Source organism: Geodermatophilus sp. SYSU D00079, from assembly GCF_054050635.1.
This window is the reverse complement of record NZ_JBJGZS010000003.1, coordinates 19,727-41,193: the sequence shown is the minus strand read 5'-3', so window position 1 is coordinate 41,193 and position 21,467 is coordinate 19,727. Positions and strand designations below refer to the sequence as shown.

23 protein-coding genes are annotated in these 21,467 nt (G+C 73.4%); 20 read left to right on the top strand and 3 right to left on the bottom strand.

The features are described from left to right. Positions 1-147: 147 nt before the first annotated feature. The 18 genes from rho (at position 148) to ACI79E_RS03790 (ending at position 15,930) form a co-directional block, all read left to right on the top strand. The gene (gene rho, locus ACI79E_RS03875; protein ID WP_456931227.1) at positions 148-2,340 is read left to right on the top strand and encodes a transcription termination factor Rho; all 2,193 of its coding nucleotides are present in this window, start codon (positions 148-150) and stop codon (positions 2,338-2,340) included. Between the two features lie 202 nt (positions 2,341-2,542). After that, positions 2,543-2,773, top strand: a complete 231-nt coding sequence (gene rpmE / locus ACI79E_RS03870) for a 50S ribosomal protein L31 (protein WP_456931226.1) — start codon at positions 2,543-2,545, stop codon at positions 2,771-2,773. Positions 2,774-2,890: 117 nt separating this feature from the next. Next, on the top strand, positions 2,891-3,982 hold the full coding sequence (prfA, locus tag ACI79E_RS03865) for a peptide chain release factor 1 (protein ID WP_456931225.1): 1,092 nt from the start codon (positions 2,891-2,893) through the stop codon (positions 3,980-3,982). Then, positions 3,979-4,839: a peptide chain release factor N(5)-glutamine methyltransferase gene (gene prmC, locus ACI79E_RS03860; protein WP_456931438.1), complete on the top strand. Its 861-nt coding sequence runs from the start codon at positions 3,979-3,981 to the stop codon at positions 4,837-4,839. The genes prfA and prmC overlap by 4 nt, the downstream gene beginning before the upstream one ends. A gap of 14 nt (positions 4,840-4,853) precedes the next feature. Further along, entirely contained in the window at positions 4,854-5,495 is a 642-nt protein-coding gene (locus tag ACI79E_RS03855; protein WP_456931224.1) for an L-threonylcarbamoyladenylate synthase, read from the top strand. A gap of 219 nt (positions 5,496-5,714) precedes the next feature. Then, complete coding sequence (locus tag ACI79E_RS03850; RefSeq protein WP_456931223.1) at positions 5,715-6,980, top strand: glycosyltransferase family 4 protein; 1,266 nt, start codon at positions 5,715-5,717, stop codon at positions 6,978-6,980. Next, a complete protein-coding gene (locus tag ACI79E_RS03845; RefSeq protein WP_456931222.1) occupies positions 6,977-7,453 on the top strand; it encodes a hypothetical protein in 477 nt (158 codons plus the stop codon). The genes ACI79E_RS03850 and ACI79E_RS03845 overlap by 4 nt, the downstream gene beginning before the upstream one ends. Before the next feature lie 119 nt (positions 7,454-7,572). Continuing rightward, positions 7,573-7,797: a hypothetical protein gene (locus ACI79E_RS03840; protein ID WP_456931221.1), complete on the top strand. Its 225-nt coding sequence runs from the start codon at positions 7,573-7,575 to the stop codon at positions 7,795-7,797. Next, on the top strand, positions 7,794-8,624 hold the full coding sequence (atpB, locus tag ACI79E_RS03835; RefSeq protein WP_456931220.1) for a F0F1 ATP synthase subunit A: 831 nt from the start codon (positions 7,794-7,796) through the stop codon (positions 8,622-8,624). The genes ACI79E_RS03840 and atpB overlap by 4 nt, the downstream gene beginning before the upstream one ends. Positions 8,625-8,688: 64 nt before the next feature. Then, positions 8,689-8,916, top strand: a complete 228-nt coding sequence (atpE, locus tag ACI79E_RS03830; RefSeq protein ID WP_056288464.1) for an ATP synthase F0 subunit C — start codon at positions 8,689-8,691, stop codon at positions 8,914-8,916. A 49-nt stretch (positions 8,917-8,965) separates the two neighbouring features. After that, complete coding sequence (locus ACI79E_RS03825) at positions 8,966-9,544, top strand: F0F1 ATP synthase subunit B (RefSeq protein ID WP_456931219.1); 579 nt, start codon at positions 8,966-8,968, stop codon at positions 9,542-9,544. Next, positions 9,544-10,362 carry a F0F1 ATP synthase subunit delta gene (locus ACI79E_RS03820; RefSeq protein WP_456931218.1) on the top strand — a complete coding sequence of 273 codons (819 nt, stop codon included), beginning with the start codon at positions 9,544-9,546 and terminating at the stop codon, positions 10,360-10,362. Before ACI79E_RS03825 ends, ACI79E_RS03820 begins: the two co-directional genes overlap by 1 nt. 67 nt (positions 10,363-10,429) lie before the next feature. Beyond that, positions 10,430-12,067: a F0F1 ATP synthase subunit alpha gene (gene atpA / locus ACI79E_RS03815; RefSeq protein WP_456931217.1), complete on the top strand. Its 1,638-nt coding sequence runs from the start codon at positions 10,430-10,432 to the stop codon at positions 12,065-12,067. A gap of 2 nt (positions 12,068-12,069) precedes the next feature. Continuing rightward, positions 12,070-13,044, top strand: coding sequence for a F0F1 ATP synthase subunit gamma (locus tag ACI79E_RS03810; RefSeq protein WP_456931216.1), 975 nt, complete (start codon positions 12,070-12,072; stop codon positions 13,042-13,044). Between the two features lie 71 nt (positions 13,045-13,115). Beyond that, positions 13,116-14,552: a F0F1 ATP synthase subunit beta gene (atpD, locus tag ACI79E_RS03805; RefSeq protein WP_456922247.1), complete on the top strand. Its 1,437-nt coding sequence runs from the start codon at positions 13,116-13,118 to the stop codon at positions 14,550-14,552. A gap of 199 nt (positions 14,553-14,751) precedes the next feature. Continuing rightward, positions 14,752-14,925, top strand: coding sequence for a hypothetical protein (locus ACI79E_RS03800; RefSeq protein WP_456931215.1), 174 nt, complete (start codon positions 14,752-14,754; stop codon positions 14,923-14,925). 174 nt (positions 14,926-15,099) lie between these two features. Then, positions 15,100-15,489 carry a F0F1 ATP synthase subunit epsilon gene (locus tag ACI79E_RS03795; protein WP_456931214.1) on the top strand — a complete coding sequence of 130 codons (390 nt, stop codon included), beginning with the start codon at positions 15,100-15,102 and terminating at the stop codon, positions 15,487-15,489. Positions 15,490-15,528: 39 nt separating this feature from the next. Continuing rightward, the gene (locus tag ACI79E_RS03790; RefSeq protein ID WP_456931213.1) at positions 15,529-15,930 is read left to right on the top strand and encodes a DUF2550 domain-containing protein; all 402 of its coding nucleotides are present in this window, start codon (positions 15,529-15,531) and stop codon (positions 15,928-15,930) included. Between the two features lie 22 nt (positions 15,931-15,952). On the opposite strand, the gene ACI79E_RS03785 is transcribed toward ACI79E_RS03790, so the two are convergent. Beyond that, positions 15,953-16,564 (bottom strand): cob(I)yrinic acid a,c-diamide adenosyltransferase, encoded by a 612-nt coding sequence (locus tag ACI79E_RS03785; RefSeq protein ID WP_456931212.1) that lies wholly within the window; start codon positions 16,562-16,564, stop codon positions 15,953-15,955. Positions 16,565-16,649: 85 nt separating this feature from the next. On the opposite strand from ACI79E_RS03785, the gene murA reads away from it, so the two are divergent. Then, a complete protein-coding gene (murA, locus tag ACI79E_RS03780) occupies positions 16,650-17,930 on the top strand; it encodes a UDP-N-acetylglucosamine 1-carboxyvinyltransferase (RefSeq protein WP_456931211.1) in 1,281 nt (426 codons plus the stop codon). A 49-nt stretch (positions 17,931-17,979) separates the two neighbouring features. Here the strand turns inward: murA and ACI79E_RS03775 are convergent, their stop codons facing one another. Next, a complete protein-coding gene (locus tag ACI79E_RS03775) occupies positions 17,980-18,300 on the bottom strand; it encodes a hypothetical protein (protein ID WP_456931210.1) in 321 nt (106 codons plus the stop codon). Positions 18,301-18,395: 95 nt separating this feature from the next. On the opposite strand from ACI79E_RS03775, the gene ACI79E_RS03770 reads away from it, so the two are divergent. Continuing rightward, positions 18,396-20,438, top strand: a complete 2,043-nt coding sequence (locus ACI79E_RS03770; RefSeq protein ID WP_456931209.1) for a protein meaA — start codon at positions 18,396-18,398, stop codon at positions 20,436-20,438. Here the strand turns inward: ACI79E_RS03770 and ACI79E_RS03765 are convergent. Beyond that, entirely contained in the window at positions 20,428-21,450 is a 1,023-nt protein-coding gene (locus ACI79E_RS03765; RefSeq protein ID WP_456931208.1) for a Gfo/Idh/MocA family protein, read from the bottom strand. The genes ACI79E_RS03770 and ACI79E_RS03765 overlap by 11 nt on opposite strands. Positions 21,451-21,467: the final 17 nt, after the last annotated feature.

Sequence of the window (21,467 nt, the reverse complement as noted above, 5' to 3'; positions counted from 1 at the left end):
GACGAAATCCATTCCGTCGCCGCAGATTCCGCCTCGCACCTCATCGATCCCGTTCTCCGTGCTGTCCCGCTCCCGGGCCGGACCGAGGGGGAACCGGGTCACCCCCTGCGCTGGTAGGCGCAGGTCTCCGCAGGGAAGGACCTGTACGTGAGCGAGACCACCGACCTCGTCGCCGCGCCCCAGGGCGCCGGGACCGACGAGGCATCTGCCGCTTCTGGGACGGCGGGCCGGACCCGTCGCCGCGGCAGCGGGCTGTCCGGCATGCTGCTGCCCGAGCTGCAGCGGCTGGCGGCCGAGCTCGGCATCTCCGGCACCGGCCGGATGCGCAAGGGCGACCTCGTCGCCGCCATCTCCGCCCGCCAGGTCGGCGGCGAGGGTGCCGGCACCGGGCCCGCCGAGGGCGCGTCCGCCGGCATCCCGACGGCCCGCAGCGCCGAGACCACCACGAGCACCCAGGGTGCCGACGCCGCGCGCGGCGTCGCCGCCACGGCCGCGCCGCTGGAGGCGCCGGTCAGCGGCGGGGCCAACAGCGGTCCGGTGACCGCGCCGGCCGAGACCCCGGCCGAGCCCGCCCCGCGGCGGCGGCGTGCGGCCAGCCGGCCCGCGGGCGCCCCCGCCGCCGACACCGCGGCGCCGGCTGCCGAGAGCCCGGCGACCGAGGCCGCGGCCCCGGCGTCCGAGCCGCGCGCCGAGGCGCCGGCCGCCGAGACGGCCCCCGCCACCGCCCCCGAGCGGACCGACGGCGAGCGCGCCGACGGGGAGCGTCCGCAGCGCAGCCGCGACCGCGGCGAGCGCGGCAACCGCACCCGTGGCGACCGGGACGGCGGCGCCCGCGACGGTGCTCCCCGTGACGGTGGCGCCCGCGACGGTGCTCCCCGTGACGGTGCCGAGCGGGCCGAGCGCGGCAACCGCGAGAACCGGGACGGTGCCCGCGACGGCGGTGCCCGTGACGGTGGCGAGCGGGCCGAGCGCGGCAACCGTGAGAACCGGGACGGCAACCGCGGTCCCGACCGCGCCGAGCGCAACGACCGTGGCGGCCGTCCGGACAACCGGAACGACAACCGCAACGACCGCACCGACGAGGACGACGACGACCTCGAGGGCGGCCGCGGCCGCCGCGGGCGCCGTTACCGGGACCGCAACCGCCGGGGCACCAACGGCCGGGAGCGGTTCGAGCAGAGCGAGCCCACCGTCAGCGAGGACGACGTCCTGCTGCCGGTCGCGGGCATCCTCGACGTCCTCGACAACTACGCGTTCGTCCGGACGTCGGGCTACCTGACCGGCCCCAACGACGTGTACGTGTCGCTGTCGCAGGTGCGCCGCTACGGCCTGCGCCGCGGTGACGCCATCACCGGCGCCGTCCGCCAGCCGCGCGAGGGTGAGCGCAAGGACAAGTACAACGCGCTGGTCCGGCTGGACACCGTCAACGGCCTGGAGCCCGAGCAGGCCCGGCAGCGTCCGGAGTTCACCAAGCTGACCCCGCTCTACCCGCAGGAGCGCCTGCGGCTGGAGACCGAGCCGCACCAGCTGACCACCCGGGTCATCGACCTGGTCATGCCGATCGGCAAGGGGCAGCGCGCGCTGATCGTCAGCCCGCCCAAGGCGGGCAAGACGATGGTGCTGCAGGCGATCGCCAACGCGATCACCACGAACAACCCCGAGTGCCACCTCATGGTCGTCCTCGTCGACGAGCGGCCCGAGGAGGTCACCGACATGCAGCGCTCGGTGAAGGGCGAGGTCATCGCCTCGACCTTCGACCGGCCGCCGTCGGACCACACCACGGTCGCGGAGCTGTCCATCGAGCGGGCCAAGCGCCTGGTCGAGATGGGCCACGACGTCGTCGTCCTGCTGGACTCGATCACCCGCCTGGGCCGCGCCTACAACCTGGCGGCCCCCGCCAGCGGGCGCATCCTCTCCGGTGGTGTCGACTCCACGGCGCTGTACCCGCCCAAGCGCTTCCTCGGCGCCGCCCGCAACATCGAGAACGGCGGCTCGCTGACCATCATCGCCTCGGCGCTGGTGGAGACCGGCTCCACGATGGACACGGTCATCTTCGAGGAGTTCAAGGGCACCGGTAACGCGGAGATCAAGCTGGACCGCCGGCTGGCGGACAAGCGGGTCTTCCCGGCCGTCGACGTCAACGCGTCGGGCACGCGCAAGGAGGAGATCCTCATGTCGCCCGACGAGCTGGCCATCGTCATCAAGCTGCGCCGGGTGCTCGCCGCGCTCGAGCCCCAGCAGGCCCTGGAGCTGCTGCTGGACAAGCTCAAGAAGACGCGGAACAACATCGAGTTCCTCATGCAGATCCAGAAGACGACGCTCGGCCCCGGCAACGACTGAGGAAGGACCCCCGTCCTCCCACCCTCCGCACGCTCAGGGCGGGGCCTGGGACGGGGCCGTTCCAGTACGTCACCAGGGCCGCCGCCGGCGGGGCTCGCGCATCAGGGATACTGAGCGACTGAGCCCCGCTGCGCGGCCGGAATGACCGGCCGGCCGCCGGCGTTCGACAGACCAGTACGACACAGACCCCGGAAGAGGCGACATGAAGCCCGGCATCCACCCCGACTACCACACCACCACGGTGACCTGTGGTTGCGGGAACACCTTCACCACCCGCAGCACGGCACCCGGCGGCACGCTGACCGTCGAGACCTGCTCCGCCTGCCACCCCTTCTACACGGGCAAGCAGCGGATCCTGGACACCGGTGGCCGCGTCGCCCGCTTCGAGAAGCGGTTCGGCAAGCGCAACGCCGGCACCGGCGCCGAGAAGTAGCACCCCCGACGGCGCCCGCTCCCACCACTCCCGGTGGGGCGGGCGCCGTCGTCGTGTCCGGCCCCTGTTCTCCCCGTCGGCCCGCGTGCGGACCGACCGTCCCTGGGAAGTGACCCCGTGAGCAGCTCCACCGAGGCCGGGTCGGCTGCGCAGCCCGATCTCCTGAGCGGGCTGCTGGCCGAGCACGCCGCCCTGGAGACCGAGCTCGCCGACCCCGCCGTCCACGCCGACACCGGCCGCGCCCGCAGGCTGGGCCGCCGCTACGCCCAGCTCGCCCCGCTGGTCGAGACCAAGCGCGCACTGGACGCCGCCCGTGAGGACCTCACCGCCGCCCGCGAGCTGGCCGGTGAGGACGCCTCGTTCGCCGCGGAGGCCGAGGCGCTGGAGCAGCGCATCCCCGAGCTCGAGGACCGGCTGCGCGAGCTGCTGCTGCCCAAGGACCCCGACGACGACAAGGACGTCATCCTCGAGATCAAGGCGGGGGAGGGCGGCGCGGAGTCCGCGCTGTTCGCCGGCGACCTGCTGCGCATGTACCTGCGCTACGCCGAGCGCCGCGGCTGGGCCACCGAGGTGCTCGACGCCGTCCCGGCCGAGCTCGGGGGCTACAAGGACGTCTCGATCGCGATCAAGTCCCGCACCGACGAGGGCATCTGGTCCCGGCTGAAGTTCGAGGGCGGTGTGCACCGCGTGCAGCGGGTGCCGGTCACCGAGTCGCAGGGCCGCATCCACACCTCCGCGGTCGGCGTCCTGGTGCTGCCCGAGGCGGAGGAGGTCGACGTCACCGTCGACCCGAACGACCTGCGGATCGACGTCTTCCGCTCGTCGGGCCCCGGCGGGCAGAGCGTGAACACCACCGACTCCGCCGTCCGGATCACCCACCTGCCGACCGGCATCGTCGTGAGCTCGCAGAACGAGAAGAGCCAGCTGCAGAACCGCGAGTCGGCGCTGCGGGTGCTGCGCTCCCGGCTGCTGGCCGCCGCCCGCGAGGAGGCCGCCGCCGCGGCGAGCGACCAGCGCCGCAGCCAGGTCCGCACCGTCGACCGCAGCGAGCGGGTGCGCACCTACAACTTCCCCGAGAGCCGGATCTCCGACCACCGGGTCGGGTTCAAGGCGCACAACCTCGACCAGGTGCTCGACGGCGAGCTCGACCCGGTCATCGACGCGCTCACCCGCGCGCACACCGCCGAGCTGCTGGCGGCCGGCTCCTGAACCCCCGCACGCTCCTCGCCGACGCCGCCCGCCGGCTCGCCGACGCCGGCGTCGAGTCGCCACGGGTGGACGCCGAACTGCTGCTGGCCCACGTGGTCGGCGTCCCCCGGACCGGCCTGCTGACCCTCGCCGTCGTCCCGGACGACGCGGCGACCCGGTTCGCCGCGCTGCTGGACCAGCGCGCGGACCGGGTGCCGCTGCAGCACCTGACCGGCCACGCCCCGTTCCGGCACCTGGAGCTCGCCGTCGGCCCGGGGGTGTTCGTGCCGCGACCGGAGACCGAGCTGCTGGTCGAGTGGGCGCTGGCGCGGCTGGCGGACGTCGCCGAACCGGTCGTCGTCGACCTCGGGGCCGGGTCCGGCGCCATCGCGCTGTCCATCGCCCACGAGCACCCGGCCGCCCACGTGCTCGCCGTCGAGCGCGACGCCGGGGCCATCGAGTGGACCCGTCACAACGCCGCCGCGCGGACCGCCGCGGGGGACCGCCCGGTCGAGGTGCTCGCCGGTGACATGACGTCCCCGCAGCTGCTCCCGCACCTGGACGGCGGCGTCGACCTCGTCGTCTCCAACCCGCCGTACGTGCCCGACGGTGCCCGGGTGCCGCGCGAGGTCGCCGACCACGACCCGCCCCTGGCGCTGTGGGGCGGCCCCGACGGGCTCGACGTCGTCCGCGGCCTGCTGCGCACCGCCGCCCGGCTGCTGCGCCCGGGCGGCCACCTGGGCATCGAGCACGCCGACCAGCAGGGGAGTGCGCTGCCCGCGCTGGTCCGCGCGCACGGTGGCTTCGACGACGTCGCCGACCACGGCGACCTCTCCGGCCGCCCCCGGTTCACCACCGCCCGCCGCACGGCGGGATGACAGACTGCCGCCTCGTGGCCGACCTCTACGACTGCACCGACCCCGACGCCCGCGCCGCCGGGCTGGACGCCGCGGCGGCGGCGATCGGCCGCGGCGAGCTGGTGCTGCTGCCGACCGACACCGTCTACGGGGTCGCCGCCGACGCGTTCGACCCCGCGGCGGTGATGTCCCTGCTGGCCGCGAAGAACCGCGGGCGCACCATGCCGGTCCCCGTCCTCGTCGGTGAGGCGTCCACGCTGGCCGGGCTGGTGCTCACCGTCCCCGAGGTCGCCACGCGCCTCGCGGAGGCCTTCTGGCCCGGCGGGCTCACCCTCGTCCTCGAGCACGCGCCGTCCCTGGCCTGGGACCTGGGGGACGCCGAGGGCACCGTCGCCGTCCGCCTGCCCGACGACGAGGTGGCCCGTGACCTGCTCCGCCGGACCGGGCCGCTGGCGGTCTCCAGCGCCAACCGCTCCGGCCGGCCGGCCGCCACCACCGCCGACCAGGCGGTCGCCCAGCTGGGCACCCACGCGGCGGTGGTCCTCGACGGCGGTCCGCGGACCGACTCCGCGCCCAGCACGATCGTCGACTGCACCGCCCCGGTCCCGCGGGTGCTGCGCATCGGCGCGATCCCGCTCGACCGGCTGCGCGAGGTCGTGCCCGACCTCGCCGACTGAGGAAGGGGACCGCTGCCCCGCCACTCGCGGGCTCGCGGCGGGCCCCTGCAGCGGGGCCGGGCCGCGCGGCACCGATGCGCGCGCGTCCGGGGCGATACCGTGGGACGACCGTCCGTCGTCGATCCCGCCGGGAGCACTGCCGCCATGAGCACCCCCTCCTGGGCCACCGGCCGGGCGGCGGGCCGTGCGGCCGGCGCCCCTCCCGGCCCGGCCTGACCCGTGCGCGAGTACGTCGTCGTCCTGCTGACCGCCGGGCTGGTCACCTACCTGGCCACCCCGGTGGTGCGGATGGCCGCGGTCCGGCTGCGGATGATGGCCGCCCCCCGCGAGCGCGACGTGCACGTCATCCCGACCCCGCGCGGGGGAGGGGTGGCGATGTACCTGGGCGTCGCGGCCGCGATCCTCGTGGCGACCCGCTTGCCGGCGCTGCAGCGCACCTTCGAGGACTCCCAGACCGCGGCCGTGCTCGCCGCCGGCGGGCTGATCTGCGCCCTCGGCGTGCTCGACGACAAGTTCGGGCTGGACGCGCTGACCAAGCTCACCGGTCAGATCGCCGCGGCCGGTGTCATGGTGCTGCTCGGCGTGCAGCTGGCGTTCGTGTTCCTGCCGGTGGCCGACATCGGGACGCTGTCGCTGGGCCCCTCCATCGGGGTGCCGCTGACCATCCTGCTGACGGTCCTCACCGTCAACGCGCTGAACTTCATCGACGGCCTCGACGGGCTGGCCGCCGGTGTCTCCGCCGTGGCCGCGCTGGCCTTCTTCGCCTACAGCTACAACCTGGGCCTGGTCGGCTACGACGAGGTGGCCAGCGCCCCGGCCCTCATCACCGCCGTCCTCGCCGGGGCGTGCCTGGGCTTCCTGCCGCACAACTTCAGCCCGGCGCGCATCTTCATGGGCGACTCCGGCTCGATGCTGGTCGGCCTCATGCTCTCCGCGGCCGCGGTCACCGCGACCGGCCGGGTGGACCCGCAGTCCTTCGACTCCGCGGCCAACCTGCTGCCGCTGGCCCTGCCGCTGCTGGTGCCGGTCGCCGTCCTGTCCATCCCGTTCATCGACCTGGTCCTCGCCGTGGTCCGCCGCAGCCTGCGGGGCCAGTCGCCGTTCTCGCCGGACAAGATGCACCTGCACCACCGGTTGCTCGCCATCGGCCACTCGCACCGGCGCGCGGTGCTCGTCATGTACTTCTGGGCGGCGCTGCTGTCCTTCGGCGCGGTCGCGCTGTCCATCACCGGGGGGAGCGCCGAGCTGCTGGTCGCGGTCGGCGTCCTGCTGGTCGTGGGCGTCGTCGTCGTGCTCAGCCCCCGGGCCCGCCGGGCCGCGCGTGAGGAGCGCGCCGCCGAGCTCGTGGCGCAGCGCAGGCGCAGCCGCGCCGACCACCCCACGGCACGGGCCACCCGTGCCGCCACCTCGACCACCTCCGGCCGCGCCGATGCGACCGACGAGCCGTCCCCGCGGGCCGCCGGGGCGGGGCAGGGAGTCCGATGACCGGCACCGACACCTCCCGGGAGGTCCCCTGGGACCTCTCCTTCCTCCGGGTGGGGGCGGCGGTCACCGCGGCGCTCACCGTCGTCGCTGCCCCCATCGCGGGGCTGCTCGGCGGGTGGGACGACGCGCTGGCGGTGCTCCTCGGCGCCGCCGTGGTCACGGCCTTCTTCGCCCTCTCCGGGCTGGTCATCGCGTGGGCCGGCCGGCACGGCGACGCCTTCACGCTGCCCGCCGCGATGGGCTCGTTCCTGGTGAAGATCGTGGTGCTCGCCGCGGTCCTGCAGTCGCTGCCCGCCGACGGCTGGCTCGACCGGCGCACCTTCGCGTGGGTCGTCATCGCCGGCGCGCTGCTGTGGAGCGTCGTCCAGCAGCGGTGGGTCTGGACCCGCCGTCTGTACTACGTGCAACCCCCGGCGGCACCCACGTCCGGGGGTATCTCCACGCCGCCCGGAGGCGCCTCGACACGCGGCTGATAGTGTCCGGGCCGATGGCCGAGGACAGCTCCGCTCGCGGGGTCTCTCGGCCCCGACCTGCAGCGCCCGCCGAACGTCACCCCAGTGGGGCCGACATCGGCTGGGGGATCACCGGGACCATGCTCTCCGGGATCATCGTGTGGGGTGGGGCCGGGCTGCTGCTCGACCGCTGGCTGGGCACCAACTTCGTCGCCCTGATCGGCGTTCTCCTCGGTCTCACGGTGGCCATCTACCTGGTGGTCGTCAAGTACGGCGCCGTGCCCCCGGCCGAGGGGGCCGGGCGCACCGGCTCCACCCGGGGCGGGCGACGCAGCCCACCCAGGACGCAGAAGGGACAACGGTGACCTCCAGCGCCCTCGCGCTCGCCGACGTGCTCGCCGCCGCCGAAGGTGGCGAGGACACCGGCTTCCAGGCTCCGAGCATCGAGGAGTTCTACCCGGAGCCGCTCGCCTCGTTCTCCCTGCTGGGCATCGACTTCGAGATCACCCGCATCACGATCATCCTCTGGATCGCGACCGCGGTGATCACGGCCCTGCTGGTCGCGGCGGTGCGCAAGCCCTCGATCGTGCCGGGCAAGCTCCAGTACCTCGGCGAGAGCGGCTACTCCCTCGTCCGCGACGGCATGGCCCGCGACGTCATCGGCCCCAAGGGCCTGCCGTTCGCGCCGTTCCTCGCCTCGCTGTTCTTCTTCATCCTCGCGAACAACGCGATGAGCATCATCCCGTTCGCGCAGATCTCCCCGAACTCCAAGTTCGCGATCCCGCTGGTCCTCGCGGTGATCGTCTGGGTGCTCTACAACTGGATCGGCATCCGTGAGCAGGGTGCGGCGAAGTACTTCAAGGACGCCGCCATCCCGCCCGGCGTGCCCGTGGGCGCGCTGGTCCTGGTCACCCCGATCGAGCTGCTCCAGGTCTTCATCATCCGGCCGTTCACCCTGGCCGTGCGGCTCTTCGCGAACATGTTCGCCGGCCACATGCTGCTGGTCGTCTTCTCCCTGGGCGCGACCTACCTCTTCTTCGTGGGCAACTTCTCGGTCATCTTCAGCCCGCTCTCGTTCCTGATGGCGATCATCATGACGTTCTTCGAGCTGCTGGTCATCGTGCTGCAGGCCTACGTCTTCACCATCCTCACGGCGACCTACCTCAACGGCGCCGTCGAGCCCGCCCACTGACCGCTCCACCCCCGCCAGCCGCCCGGGACGACCCGGGCGACCGACACAGGAGGAATCCTCAGCAATGGACGTTCTGGCAGAACTGACCGGCAGCATCGGCTCGGTCGGTTACGGCCTCGCCGCCATCGGCCCCGGCATCGGTGTGGGCATCGTCTGGGCCGCCTACATCCAGGCGACCGCCCGGCAGCCCGAGTCCGCCGGCCTGACCCGGACCTACGCCTTCCTCGGTGCCGCCCTCTCCGAGGCGCTCGCGCTGATCGGCCTGGTCGTCCCCTTCATCTTCGGTCAGTGACCCCAGGCCTCACCGGTTCGGACACCGCTGACGTAGGGACGTGCAGAACATGAGCATCCTGGCTGCGGAATCACACAACCCGCTGATCCCGCCCGTGGGCGAGATCGTCATCGGGTTGATCGCCTTCGCGCTCGTCTTCTTCGTGTTCGCGAAGTTCGTCGCCCCCCGCTTCGAGCAGGTCTTCCAGGCCCGCCGCGAGGCGATCGAGGGTGGCATCGAGCGTGCCGAGGCGATGCAGGCCGAGGCCAAGGCGGCGCTGGAGCAGTACCGCGCCCAGCTGGCCGAGGCCCGCACCGAGGCGGCACAGATCCGCGACCAGGCGCGTGCCGAGGGCCAGCAGATCCTCGAGGAGCTGCGGGCCCAGGCCCAGCAGGAGTCCGCGCGGATCCTGGCGCGGGGCGAGGAGCAGCTGGCGGCGTCCCGTCAGCAGGTCGTCAACGAGCTGCGCGGCCACATCGGCGCGCTCGCCGTCGACCTCGCCGGCCGCGTGGTCGGGGAGTCCCTGGAGGACGACGCCCGTCGCCGGGGCACCGTCGACCGGTTCCTCGACCAGCTCGACGGCATGGCCGCGGGGTCGCCGGACGGGCGCACCGGCAGCTCGGTGTACGTCCCGGAGGGCAACCGCTGATGGACGCCTCCAGCCGGGCGGCGCTCGCGCAGGTGCGGGAGCGCCTGACCGATCGGACCAGCGGCGCCACCGGGAACGCCCTCGTCGGCCTGGCCGACGAGCTGTTCGCCGTGGCCCGCCTGCTCGACGGGCAGATCGGGCTGCGCCGGGCGCTGTCGGATCCGTCCGGCTCGCCGGCGGACCGGGCGGGCCTGGCCCGCCGGTTGTTCGGCGGCAAGGTCTCCGAGGCCGCCGTCGACCTGGTCGAGACGGTCGCCCGGCAGCGCTGGTCGCGGCCGCTGGACCTGGTCGAGGCCACCGAGACCGTCGCGACGGAGGCCGCGCTCGACGCGGCCGCCGCGCGGGGCGAGCTGGAGGGCGTGGAGGACGAGCTCTTCCGCTTCGGCCGCATCATCGCCGGGGACGCCGAGCTCTCGCGCATCCTCAGCGACCGCTCGGCCCCCGTGGAGGGGAAGAGCGCCCTCCTCGAACGGCTGCTGGCCGGGCGGGTCAGCCCGATCACCGTCCTGCTGCTGCGCAACCACCTCACCGGGCGCACCGTCGGCAACGCCGCGACGGTCGTCGAGCGGCTCTCCGAGGCGGCCTCCGGTCGTCGGGGTCACTCGGTGGCCCGCGTGACCAGCGCGGTCCCGCTCACCGTCGCGCAGGAGCGCCGACTGACCGACGTGCTCAGCCGCCTCTACGGCCGGGCGATGGGACTGCAGGTGACCGTGGACCCCGCCGTCCTCGGTGGCCTGGTGATCCGGGTCGGCGACGAGGTCATCGACGGCAGCATCACCCACCGCCTCGAGGCCGCCGGCCGACGGCTGGTCGGCTGACCGGCTCCGCTCCGCAGCCCCAGTCCAGCAGACAGACACCACCCCAGCAGGGAAGAGGACGCAGACCATGGCCGAGCTGACGATCTCCGCAGACGAGATCCGCAGTGCCATCCAGAACTACGTCACCGACTACAGCCCGGACGTGTCCCGGGAAGAGGTCGGGATCGTCACCGAGGCCGGCGACGGCATCGCCCGGGTCGAGGGCCTGCCCTCGGTCATGACCAACGAGCTGCTCGAGTTCGAGAGCGGCGTCCGCGGCCTGGCCCTGAACCTCGACGTGCGCGAGGTCGGCGTGGTCGTCCTGGGCGACTACGCCGGCATCGAGGAGGGCCAGCAGGTCCGCCGCACCGGCGAGGTGCTCTCGGTCCCCGTCGGCGACGGCTACCTCGGTCGCGTCGTCGACCCGCTGGGCAACCCGATCGACGGTGCCGGCCCCATCGCCACCACCGGCCGCCGCGCCCTGGAGCTGCAGGCCCCCACCGTGGTGCAGCGGCAGTCGGTGCACGAGCCCATGCAGACCGGCATCAAGGCGATCGACGCCATGACGCCGATCGGCCGTGGCCAGCGGCAGCTGGTCATCGGTGACCGCCAGACCGGCAAGACGGCGATCGTCACCGACACGATCATCAACCAGAAGCAGGCCTGGGCCACCGGCGACCCGAAGCAGCAGGTGCGCTGCATCTACGTCGCGGTCGGCCAGAAGGGCTCCACGATCGCCGCCATCCGCTCCGCCCTCGAGGAGGCCGGCGCGATGGAGTACACGACCATCGTCGCCGCTCCGGCGTCGGAGGCCGCCGGCTTCAAGTACATCGCCCCCTACACCGGCTCGGCCATCGGCCAGCACTGGATGTACGAGGGCAAGCACGTCCTGATCGTGTTCGACGACCTGTCCAAGCAGGCCGAGGCCTACCGCGCGGTGTCCCTCCTGCTGCGCCGCCCGCCGGGTCGCGAGGCCTACCCGGGCGACGTCTTCTACTTGCACTCCCGGCTCCTGGAGCGCTGCGCCAAGCTCTCCGACGAGCTCGGCGCCGGCTCCATGACCGGCCTGCCGCTGATCGAGACCAAGGGCAACGACGTGTCGGCGTACATCCCGACCAACGTCATCTCGATCACCGACGGTCAGATCTTCCTCGAGACGGGTCTGTTCAACTCCGGTGTCCGCCCGGCCATCAACGTCGGCATCTCGGTGTCCCGCGTGGGTGGTTCGGCGCAGATCAAGGCGATGAAGTCCGTCGCCGGTCGCCTGCGACTGGACCTCGCCCAGTACCGCGAGCTCGAGGCGTTCGCCTCGTTCTCCTCGGACCTGGACGCCTCCAGCCGGGCCACCCTGGACCGCGGTCAGCGCCTGGTCGAGCTGCTCAAGCAGGGCCAGTACCAGCCCTACCCGGTCGAGCGCGAGGTCGTCTCCATCTGGCTGGGCACCACCGGCAAGCTCGACAAGGTCCCGGTGCCCGAGGTCCGTCGCTTCGAGTCCGAGTTCCTCGACTTCATCGGTCGCGGTGACAACGGCATCTACGACGAGATCCGCCAGACCAAGGCCCTGGGCGAGGACGCCGTCCGCAGCCTGGAGGCCGCGGTCGAGGAGTTCTACCGGCAGTTCCAGACCTCCGACGGCGGCACCCTCCAGATCAACGAGCCCGAGGCCGAGGCGATGGACGCGTCCGAGCGCGGCCAGGAGCGCGTCCAGGTCAAGCGGGGCAGCTGACCGTGGCCGGCAACCTCCGCGCGCTTCGGCGCCGCATCCGCTCCACGCAGTCGACGAAGAAGATCTTCTCGGCGCAGGAGCTGATCGCCGGTGCCCGCATCGTGCGCGCCCAGGCCCGGGTGGAGGCCTCCAAGCCCTACGCCCGGGAGATCACGCGGGTCCTGTCGGCGCTGGCTTCCTCGGCGTCGCTGGACCACCCGCTGCTCACCGAGCGGCAGAACGCCCGCCGGGCTGCGGTCCTCGTGATCACCTCCGACCGCGGGTTCGCCGGCTCGTACAACGTGAACGTCCTGCGCCGCACCGAGGAGCTGCTGTCGCTGCTGCGCCAGGAGGGCAAGGAGCCGGTCCTCTACGTGGTCGGGCGGAAGGGGGAGACCTACTACTCCTTCCGCAACCGCGAGATGGCCGACACCTTCACCGGGTTCTCCGAGCAGCCCAACTACCCCGACGCCCAGCGCGTGGGGGAGGCGCTCATCGCCGCCTTCACCGCCGGTGAGGACGACGACGAGACCGGGGCCGGCGCCGACGGCGTCCTCGGCGTGGACGAGCTGCACATCGTCTACACCGAGTTCCGCTCGCTGCTCTCCCAGGTCCCCGTCGCCAAGCGGATGGCCCCGCTGGAGGTCGAGGAGGTCGAGGAGTTCGACTACGAGCGGGAGGACCGCGAGCACGGTGTCACCGGCGGTGACAGCGGCGTCCCCACCTCCTACGAGTTCGAGCCGTCGGCCGAGGCCCTGCTCGACGCCCTGCTGCCGAAGTACGTGACGACGCGGATCTTCGCGGCGATGCTCGAGTCGGCGGCGTCGGAGTCGGCGTCCCGCCGGCGGGCGATGAAGTCGGCGTCGGACAACGCCGAGGAGCTGGCGAAGAACCTGTCGCGGCAGGCCAACCAGGCCCGTCAGGCGGAGATCACGCAGGAGATCAGCGAGATCGTCGGCGGTGCCGACGCGCTCGTGTCGGCCGGCGCCGACGACTGACCCCTCCCCGCTCCGGCGGGGACACTGAAGACGCGCAAGCAACCGAGCCCGAGGGCAGGAGAGCTGTACAGATGACCGTCACCGAGGACCGTCCGACCACCCAGACGACCGGCCGCGTCGTCCGGGTCACCGGCCCGGTCGTCGACGTCGAGTTCCCGCGCGACGCGATGCCCGACCTGTTCAACGCCCTGAAGGTGGAGGTCACCCTCGCCGACCTGGGCAAGACGCTGACCCTCGAGGTCGCCCAGCACCTGGGTGACAACGTGGTCCGCACCATCTCGATGCAGCCGACCGACGGCCTGATCCGTGGCGCCGAGGTCCGCGACACCGGTGCCGCGATCTCCGTGCCCGTCGGCGACGTGACCACCGGCCACGTCTGGAACGCCCTCGGCGAGTGCCTCGACGAGCCCGGTTACGGCCGGGACGCCGACCGCTGGGAGATCCACCGGCACGCGCCGCGGTTCGACCAGCTCGAGGGCCGCACCGAGATGCTGGAGACCGGCATCAAGGTCATCGACCTGCTCACGCCCTACGTGGCCGGCGGGAAGATCGGCCTGTTCGGCGGCGCCGGCGTGGGCAAGACGGTGCTCATCCAGGAGATGATCCGCCGCGTCGCCCAGGAGTTCGGTGGCGTGTCGGTGTTCGCCGGTGTCGGCGAGCGCACCCGTGAGGGCAACGACCTCATCACGGAGATGACCGAGTCCGGCGTCATCAACTCGACCGCGCTGGTCTTCGGTCAGATGGACGAGCCGCCGGGCACCCGCCTGCGGGTGGCGCTGTCGGCCCTGACGATGGCGGAGTACTTCCGCGACGAGAAGAACCAGGACGTCCTGCTCTTCATCGACAACATCTTCCGGTTCACCCAGGCCGGCTCCGAGGTCTCCACGCTGCTCGGTCGCATGCCGTCCGCGGTGGGTTACCAGCCGACCCTGGCCGACGAGATGGGCGAGCTGCAGGAGCGGATCACCTCGACCCGCGGCCACTCCATCACCTCGATGCAGGCCATCTACGTGCCCGCCGACGACATCACCGACCCGGCGCCGCACACCACCTTCGCCCACCTCGACGCGACGACGGTGCTCTCCCGGCCGATCTCGGAGAAGGGCATCTACCCGGCCGTGGACCCGCTGGACTCCACCAGCCGGATCCTCGACCCGCAGTACGTGGGCCAGGAGCACTACACGATCGCCCGTGAGGTGCAGCGGATCCTGCAGCGCTACCAGGAGCTGCAGGACATCATCGCGATCCTCGGCATCGACGAGCTCGGTGAGGAGGACAAGGTCACCGTCAACCGGGCCCGGCGCATCGAGCGGTTCCTCTCGCAGAACATGTTCGTGGCCGAGGCGTTCACCGGTCAGCCGGGGTCCTTCGTCCCGCTGGCGGAGACGCTGCAGGCCTTCAAGGCGCTGACCGAGGGCGAGTACGACCACGTCCCCGAGCAGGCGTTCTTCATGTGCGGTGGTCTCGAGGACCTCGAGCGCAACGCCGACAAGCTGAAGAAGGGGTAACAACCCCCTCACACGCCGCGCGACGCGGGCCCCTGGAGGGGCCGACGGCCGGGTCCCCGCTGGGGGCCCGGCCGTCCTGCGTCGTGGGCCGGCGGGAGGTGACGAACAGCCCTGGTCGGCGGCCCTCGAGCGCGGCAGGATCGCTGCCGATCACCCAGCAGGGGGCCCGGACGGTCCGGGCGGGGTGCAGGAGACGACAGTGGACGGGACGAGCAGGCCGGACGGCGCCGACTGGAGCTGGCCACCCGCGGCGGCCGTCCCGTACCTGGGCGGCCGGCACTTCGTCACCGAGCACTGGGCGCCGGCGTCCACCGTCCGCCACCCGTGGGTCCGCGTCGGCCGCTGGACGCTGCTGTACCGCCGCGCCACCTGAGGCCGCCGGCCAGCGCAGGCCCGGACCGCGCCCGCGGGGTGGCCCGGAGGTGTGGTCCCGGGGACGGCCCGGAGCCACGGCGATCCGGGCCGATAGAGTGGGGCCCGACCCGTCGCCGTGTCCTCCCGGACGAGGCGACCCCGCACCGCCCGGCGGTGGACCCCGAGGAGTGTCGTGGCGACCCTGCAGGTCGAGTTGGTGGCCGTCGAGCGGATGATCTGGTCCGGCGAGGCCAGCATGGTCATCGCACGCACCACGGAGGGCGAGCTGGGTGTCCTGCCCGGCCACGCGCCCCTGCTCGGGGAGCTCGCGCCCGGTGGCGTGGTCCGCATCCGGACCACCGAGGGCGAGGACATGGTCGTGGCCGCCCACGGCGGCTTCCTGTCGGTCACCGACCGGGGTGTGTCCATCCTCGCCGAGACCGCGGAGATCTCCTCCGAGATCGACGTCGAGCGGGCCCGTGAGGCGCTGCGCCGGGCCGAGGACGCCGGCGACGACCCCGAGGCCCTGGCCGCTGCCCGCCGCGCCCAGTCGCGACTGCGCGCCGCGGGACAGGAAGCCTGAGCCCCGGCTGACCAGCACCTCGATGTGCCCGCCGGCAGGATGACCACCGCACTGCTGATCCTGGCCGGGGTGCTCCTCGTCGCGGTGGTGGTCGCCTTCCTGCTGCGCCGTCGGTTCCTGCTCTCCGGCCTCGGGGCGGTCACCATGTGGCTGCGTCCGGCCGGTTCCTCGCGCTGGTCGGTGGGCGTCGCCTGGTACGGCGGGGACGCGCTGCTCTGGTACCGCGCGCTGTCGCTGTCGGTGCGGCCCCAGCAGCGGCTGTGCCGCGCCGAGTTCCTGGTCGAGGGGCGCCGCAGTGCCGGCCCCGACGACGTCGCGCTGCCGCCGGACGTCGTCGTCCTCTCCTGCGTCACCGCCGGGGGACGCCGGGAGCTGGCGATGGACCCCTCGACCGTGACCGGCTTCCTCTCCTGGGTGGAGTCCGCCCCGCCGGTCAGGTGAGGCCCCGCAGGGGGGTCGGTGGTCAGTCCTCGCCGGTGGCCGCGGAGCGCTGGGCGTGGGCGCCGCTGTGCGCGCCCGGCTCCCACAGCACGTCACCGCCGGGGTTGGCCACCCGCGCGAGGATGAACAGCAGGTCCGACAGCCGGTTGAGGTAGCGCGCGGTCTCGGCGTTGGTCCGGTCGGCGTCGGCGTCCAGCAGCGCCCACACGCTGCGCTCCGCGCGCCGGGTCACCACCCGGGCCTGGTGCAGCAGCGCGGCCAGCGGCGTGCCGCCGGGGAGGATGAAGCTGGCCAGCCGGGGCAGGGTCTCGTTGTAGGTGTCGCAGGCCGCCTCCAGCCGCTCGGTGTAGGTCGCGGTGATCCGCAGGGGCGGGAACTCCGGGTCCGGGGTGATCGGCGTGCACAGGTCGGCGCCGACGTCGAACAGGTCGTTCTGCACGGTGCGCAGCAGGTCGGCCAGCTCCGCCGGCGGCTGGCCGAGCGCCAGGGCGACCCCGAGCACGCTGTTGGCCTCGTCCACGTCGGCGTAGGCGACCAGGCGGGGGTCGGTCTTCGCGACCCGGCTCATGTCGCCGAGGTGGGTCTGCCCGGCGTCACCGGTCTTCGTGTAGATGCGGGTCAGCCGAACGCTCATGTCTGCGCAGCCTAGGAGAAGACCCCGCTGCGCCCACCGATCGAGGCTCGCGGCGGGACCCCGCAGCGGGACCTAGGGTGGACCGGTGGAGTGCTTCGAGGTCACCGGCGGCACGGCGCTGCGCGGACAGGTGCGGGTGACCGGCGCGAAGAACAGTGCCCTCAAGCTCATGGCCGCCGCGCTGCTGGCGTCGGGGCGGACCACCATCGACGAGGTCCCCGACATCCTCGACGTGTCGATCATGAGCGAGGTGCTGCGGCGCCTGGGCTGTGAGGTCACCTACGACCGCTACCCGCACGGCGGGGGTGGCGGCCGGGTCGTCGTCGACGTGCCGGAGGAGCCGGCGACCGAGACCGACTACGACCTGGTGCGCAAGATGCGCGCCTCGATCAGCGTGCTCGGCCCGCTGGTGGCCCGCTGCGGGTCGGCGCGGGTCGCCCTGCCCGGCGGTGACGCGATCGGCTCGCGGGGGCTGGACATGCACATCTCCGGCCTGGAGCGGCTGGGCGCGACCATCGAGAGCGAGCACGGCTTCCTGGTCGCCACCGCGCCGCGGCTGACCGGCACCAGCATCTGGCTGGACTTCCCGTCGGTGGGGGCGACGGAGAACCTGGTGATGGCCGCGGTGCTCGCCGAGGGCACCACGGTGATCGACAACGCCGCACGTGAGCCGGAGATCGTCGACCTGTGCGCGATGCTCACCGCGATGGGGGCGGTCATCGACGGCGCCGGCACCTCCACCATCACCGTCGAGGGCGTGCCTTCCCTCAAGCCGGTCACGTACACGACGGTGCCCGACCGGATCGTGGCCGGCACCTGGGCGATCGGCGCAGTCATGACCCGCGGGGACGTCGTCATCGAGCGGGCCGTGGCCGACCACCTCACCGTCGCCCTCGACAAGCTCACCGACGCCGGGGCGCACGTCGAGCCGCTCGACGGCGGGCTGCGGGTGGCCATGGAGGGCCGGCCGCGCTGCGTGGACGTCGTCACGCTGCCCTACCCGGGGTTCCCGACCGATCTGCAGCCCATGGCGGTGGCGCTGGCGTCGGTCTCCACCGGCACCGCGCTGATCACCGAGAACGTGTTCGAGGGCCGGTTCATGTTCGTCAACGAGCTGGTCCGGCTGGGCGCCTCGGTGCGCATCGACGGGCACCACGCCGTCGTCCGCGGCCGGGAGCGGCTCTCCAGCGCCCCGGTGCTGGCCACCGACATCCGTGCCGGCGCCGGGCTGGTGCTGGCCGGGCTGGTCTCCGACGGCGTCACCGAGGTGCAGGACGTGCACCACGTCGACCGCGGCTACCCCGACTTCGTGGAGCAGCTGCGGGGGCTCGGCGTGCAGATCGAGCGGGTGCAGCGGCCGGACTGACGGCGCCGCTGCCGACCCCGCCCGGGCGCGCGAGCAGTGGGGGCCGTCCTCATCCTGCGGGGAACGAGGAGGCCAGCCGGCGGGCGCGTTCGGCGTCCTCGGGGAAGACGAGGACCTCGGCGCGGTGCGGGCCGGGGAAACGGATCGTGGAACGGATCCCGGCGTCGGAGAGGACGGCGCGCAGCGCCAGCGCCGACTCGCGCCTGGACAGGGTGGCCACGAGGGTGAGCAGGCCGTCGTCCGCCGGCGGACGGCGACGGTCGTCGGAGCTGAACGCCCAGCGCATGAACAGGGCGAGCAGCGCCATGACGGCGAACGCGATGACCGGACCCACCAGGTAGTGCAGGTTGCTGCCCACCCCGAACGGCATCGGCGGCCTCCTCCCTCGTGCCCCGCGAGTGTCCCACCGCGCCCCTCCCCAGGGGGCCCTCCTACTGGCGGGTAACCGCCCTACACTCCGCGGGCATGCCGTTCCCGCACACGCCCGAGGAGCGTGACCGCCCCTGGGTCATGCGCACCTACGCCGGCCACTCGTCGCCCGCCGAGTCCAACGCGCTCTACCGGCGGAACCTGGCCAAGGGGCAGACCGGGCTGTCGGTGGCCTTCGACCTGCCGACGCAGACCGGGTACGACCCGGACGACGAGCTGGCGGTGGGCGAGGTCGGCAAGGTCGGCGTCCCGGTCACGCACCTCGGCGACGTGCGGGCGCTGTTCGACGGCATCCCGCTGCGCGAGACGAACACGTCGATGACGATCAACGCGACCGCGATGTGGCTGCTGGCGCTCTACCAGGTGGTGGCGCAGGAGCAGGCGCAGCGGACGGGCTCCGACCCGGACGCCGTCCTCGCCGAGCTGGCCGGGACGACGCAGAACGACATCATCAAGGAGTACCTGTCGCGGGGGACCTACGTGTTCCCCCCGGGGCCGAGCCTGCGGCTGACCACCGACGTGGTGGCCTACACCGTCTCGGCGCTGCCGCGGTGGAACCCGGTCAACATCTGCAGCTACCACCTGCAGGAGGCGGGCGCGACGCCGGTGCAGGAGATCGCCTACGCGATGAGCACCGCTATCGCCGTCCTCGACTCGGTGCGCGACTCCGGGCAGGTGCCGCCGGAACGCTTCGGCGAGGTGGTCGCGCGCATCTCCTTCTTCGTCAACGCGGGCGTCCGCTTCGTGGAGGAGATGTGCAAGATGCGCGCCTTCACCGAGCTCTGGGACGAGCTGACCCGCGAGCGCTACGGCGTCCAGGACCCGCGGCACCGGCGGTTCCGCTACGGCGTGCAGGTGAACTCACTCGGCCTGACCGAGGCGCAGCCGGAGAACAACGTCCAGCGGATCGTGCTGGAGATGCTGGCGGTGACCCTCTCCCGCGACGCCCGCGCCCGCGCGGTGCAGCTGCCGGCGTGGAACGAGGCGCTGGGCCTGCCCCGCCCCTGGGACCAGCAGTGGTCGCTGCGGCTGCAGCAGGTGCTGGCCTACGAGACCGACCTGCTGGAGTACGAGGACCTGTTCACCGGTTCGGTGGTCGTCGAGCGGAAGGTCGCCGAGCTCGTCGAGGGTGCCCGCGCGGAGATGGCCCGGGTGCAGGAGATGGGCGGCGCGGTCGCGGCTGTCGAGTCCGGCTACATGAAGGGGCGGCTGGTGGCCTCGTTGGCCGAGCGGCGCCGGCGGATCGAGAGCGGCGAGGACGTCGTCGTCGGCGTCAACCGGTTCGAGGGCACCGAGCCCAACCCGCTGCTGGCCGACCTCGACACCGCGATCCAGACCGTCGACCCCGCGGTGGAGGCGGCGGCCTGCGCGTCGGTCCAGCAGTGGCGCGCCACCCGGGACCCCGAGCCGGTGCGCCGCGCGCTGGACGCGCTGCGGGAGGCGGCCCGCGGCGACGAGAACCTCATGGCGGCGACCCTCGACTGCGCCCGCGCCGGCGTGACGACGGGGGAGTGGGCCGGGGTGCTCCGGGAGGTGTTCGGGGAGTACCGGGCCCCCACCGGGGTCGCCGCGGCGGGTGTCGGGACGACGGACGCGACGCTGGCCGCGGTCCGCGAGCGGGTCCGGGCCACGGGGGAGGAGCTGGGTGGGCGGTTGCGCCTGCTGGTCGGCAAGCCGGGGCTGGACGGGCACTCCAACGGGGCCGAGCAGATCGCCGTCCGGGCCCGGGACGCCGGCTTCGAGGTCGTCTACCAGGGCATCCGGCTCACACCGGCGCAGATCGTGTCCGCGGCGGTGGAGGAGGACGTGCACGTCGTCGGCCTGTCGGTGCTGTCCGGCTCGCACCTGCAGGTCGTGCCGGCCGTGCTCCAGGGGCTGCGGGAGGCCGGACTGGACGACGTCCCGGTCGTGGTCGGCGGGATCGTGCCCGACGGCGACGCGCGGCGGCTGCGGGAGCAGGGCGTCGCCCGGGTCTTCACGCCCAAGGACGTCGGCCTGACCGGCATCATGGGCCAGATCGTCGACGTGGTGCGCGCGGCGCACGGCCTGGACGAGCCGGTGCCGGCCCCTACAGCGTGACGACGACGCCGTCGGTGGCGCTGCGGCGGGCGGCGTCCAGCACGGTGGCGGTCGCCACGGCGTCCCGCGGGTCGACCGGCACCGGCCCCTGCCCGCGCACGGCGGCGGCGAACGCGGGGTAGAAGGTGTCCCAGCGTCCGCGCTCGGTGGGCACGGTCTCGGCGTCGTCCCCCCGGCGCAGCCGTCCCCACCGCTCCGGCGGCTCGGCGCCCCAGTCGGGGTCGTCCGCCGGTGTCCGCCCGGCCAGCAGCGCCGCCTCCTGCCCGTCCATCGGGCCCGCGACGACGTAGCTGCCGGCGCTGCCGGTGACGCGGAAGCGCAGCCCGGGCGCGCCCTCGCTCCAGCTGCCGGCCAGGTGCGCGCGGGCACCGCCGGTGTGGGTGAGGGCGATGAAGACGTCGTCGTCCAGACCGCTGGCGCGCCGCCGCCACTCGGCGTAGACGCTGGTGACGGGGCCGAGCAGCACCAGCGCCTGGTCGACCAGGTGGCTGCCGAAGTCCAGCAGCGTGCCGCCGCCGGACGCGGGCGGGCCCGGCTCCGGGGCGAACCGCTCGAACCGTGACTCGAAGCGGGTGACCGTGCCCAGCCGGCCGGCGTCGACGAGGGCGCGCACGGTGCGGAAGTCGGAGTCCCAGCGGCGGTTCTGGTACGGCGCCAGGGGCAGGCCGAGCTCCTCGGACAGCCGCACGGACCCGCGGGCGGCCGCCGCGTCGAGCGCGAACGGCTTGTCGCACACCACGGCCAGCCCGAGGCGCAGCGCCTGCTCGGTCAGCGCCGTGTGGGTGTCGGCCGGGGTGGAGACGGCCACGGCCTCCGCGCCGGCGTCGACCAGTTCCGCCAGCGAGGCGAAGGTGCGCAGGCCCGGGTGCTCGGTGGCCACCTGCGCCCGTCGCTCCGGGGAGGTGGTGACGATGCCCAGCAGCTCGCACTCGGGGGCGGCGGCCAGCAGCGGTGCGTGGAAGTAGCGGCCGCCGAAGCCGTACCCCACCAGTCCGAAGCGCACGGGATCCATGCCGCGATCATGCCGAG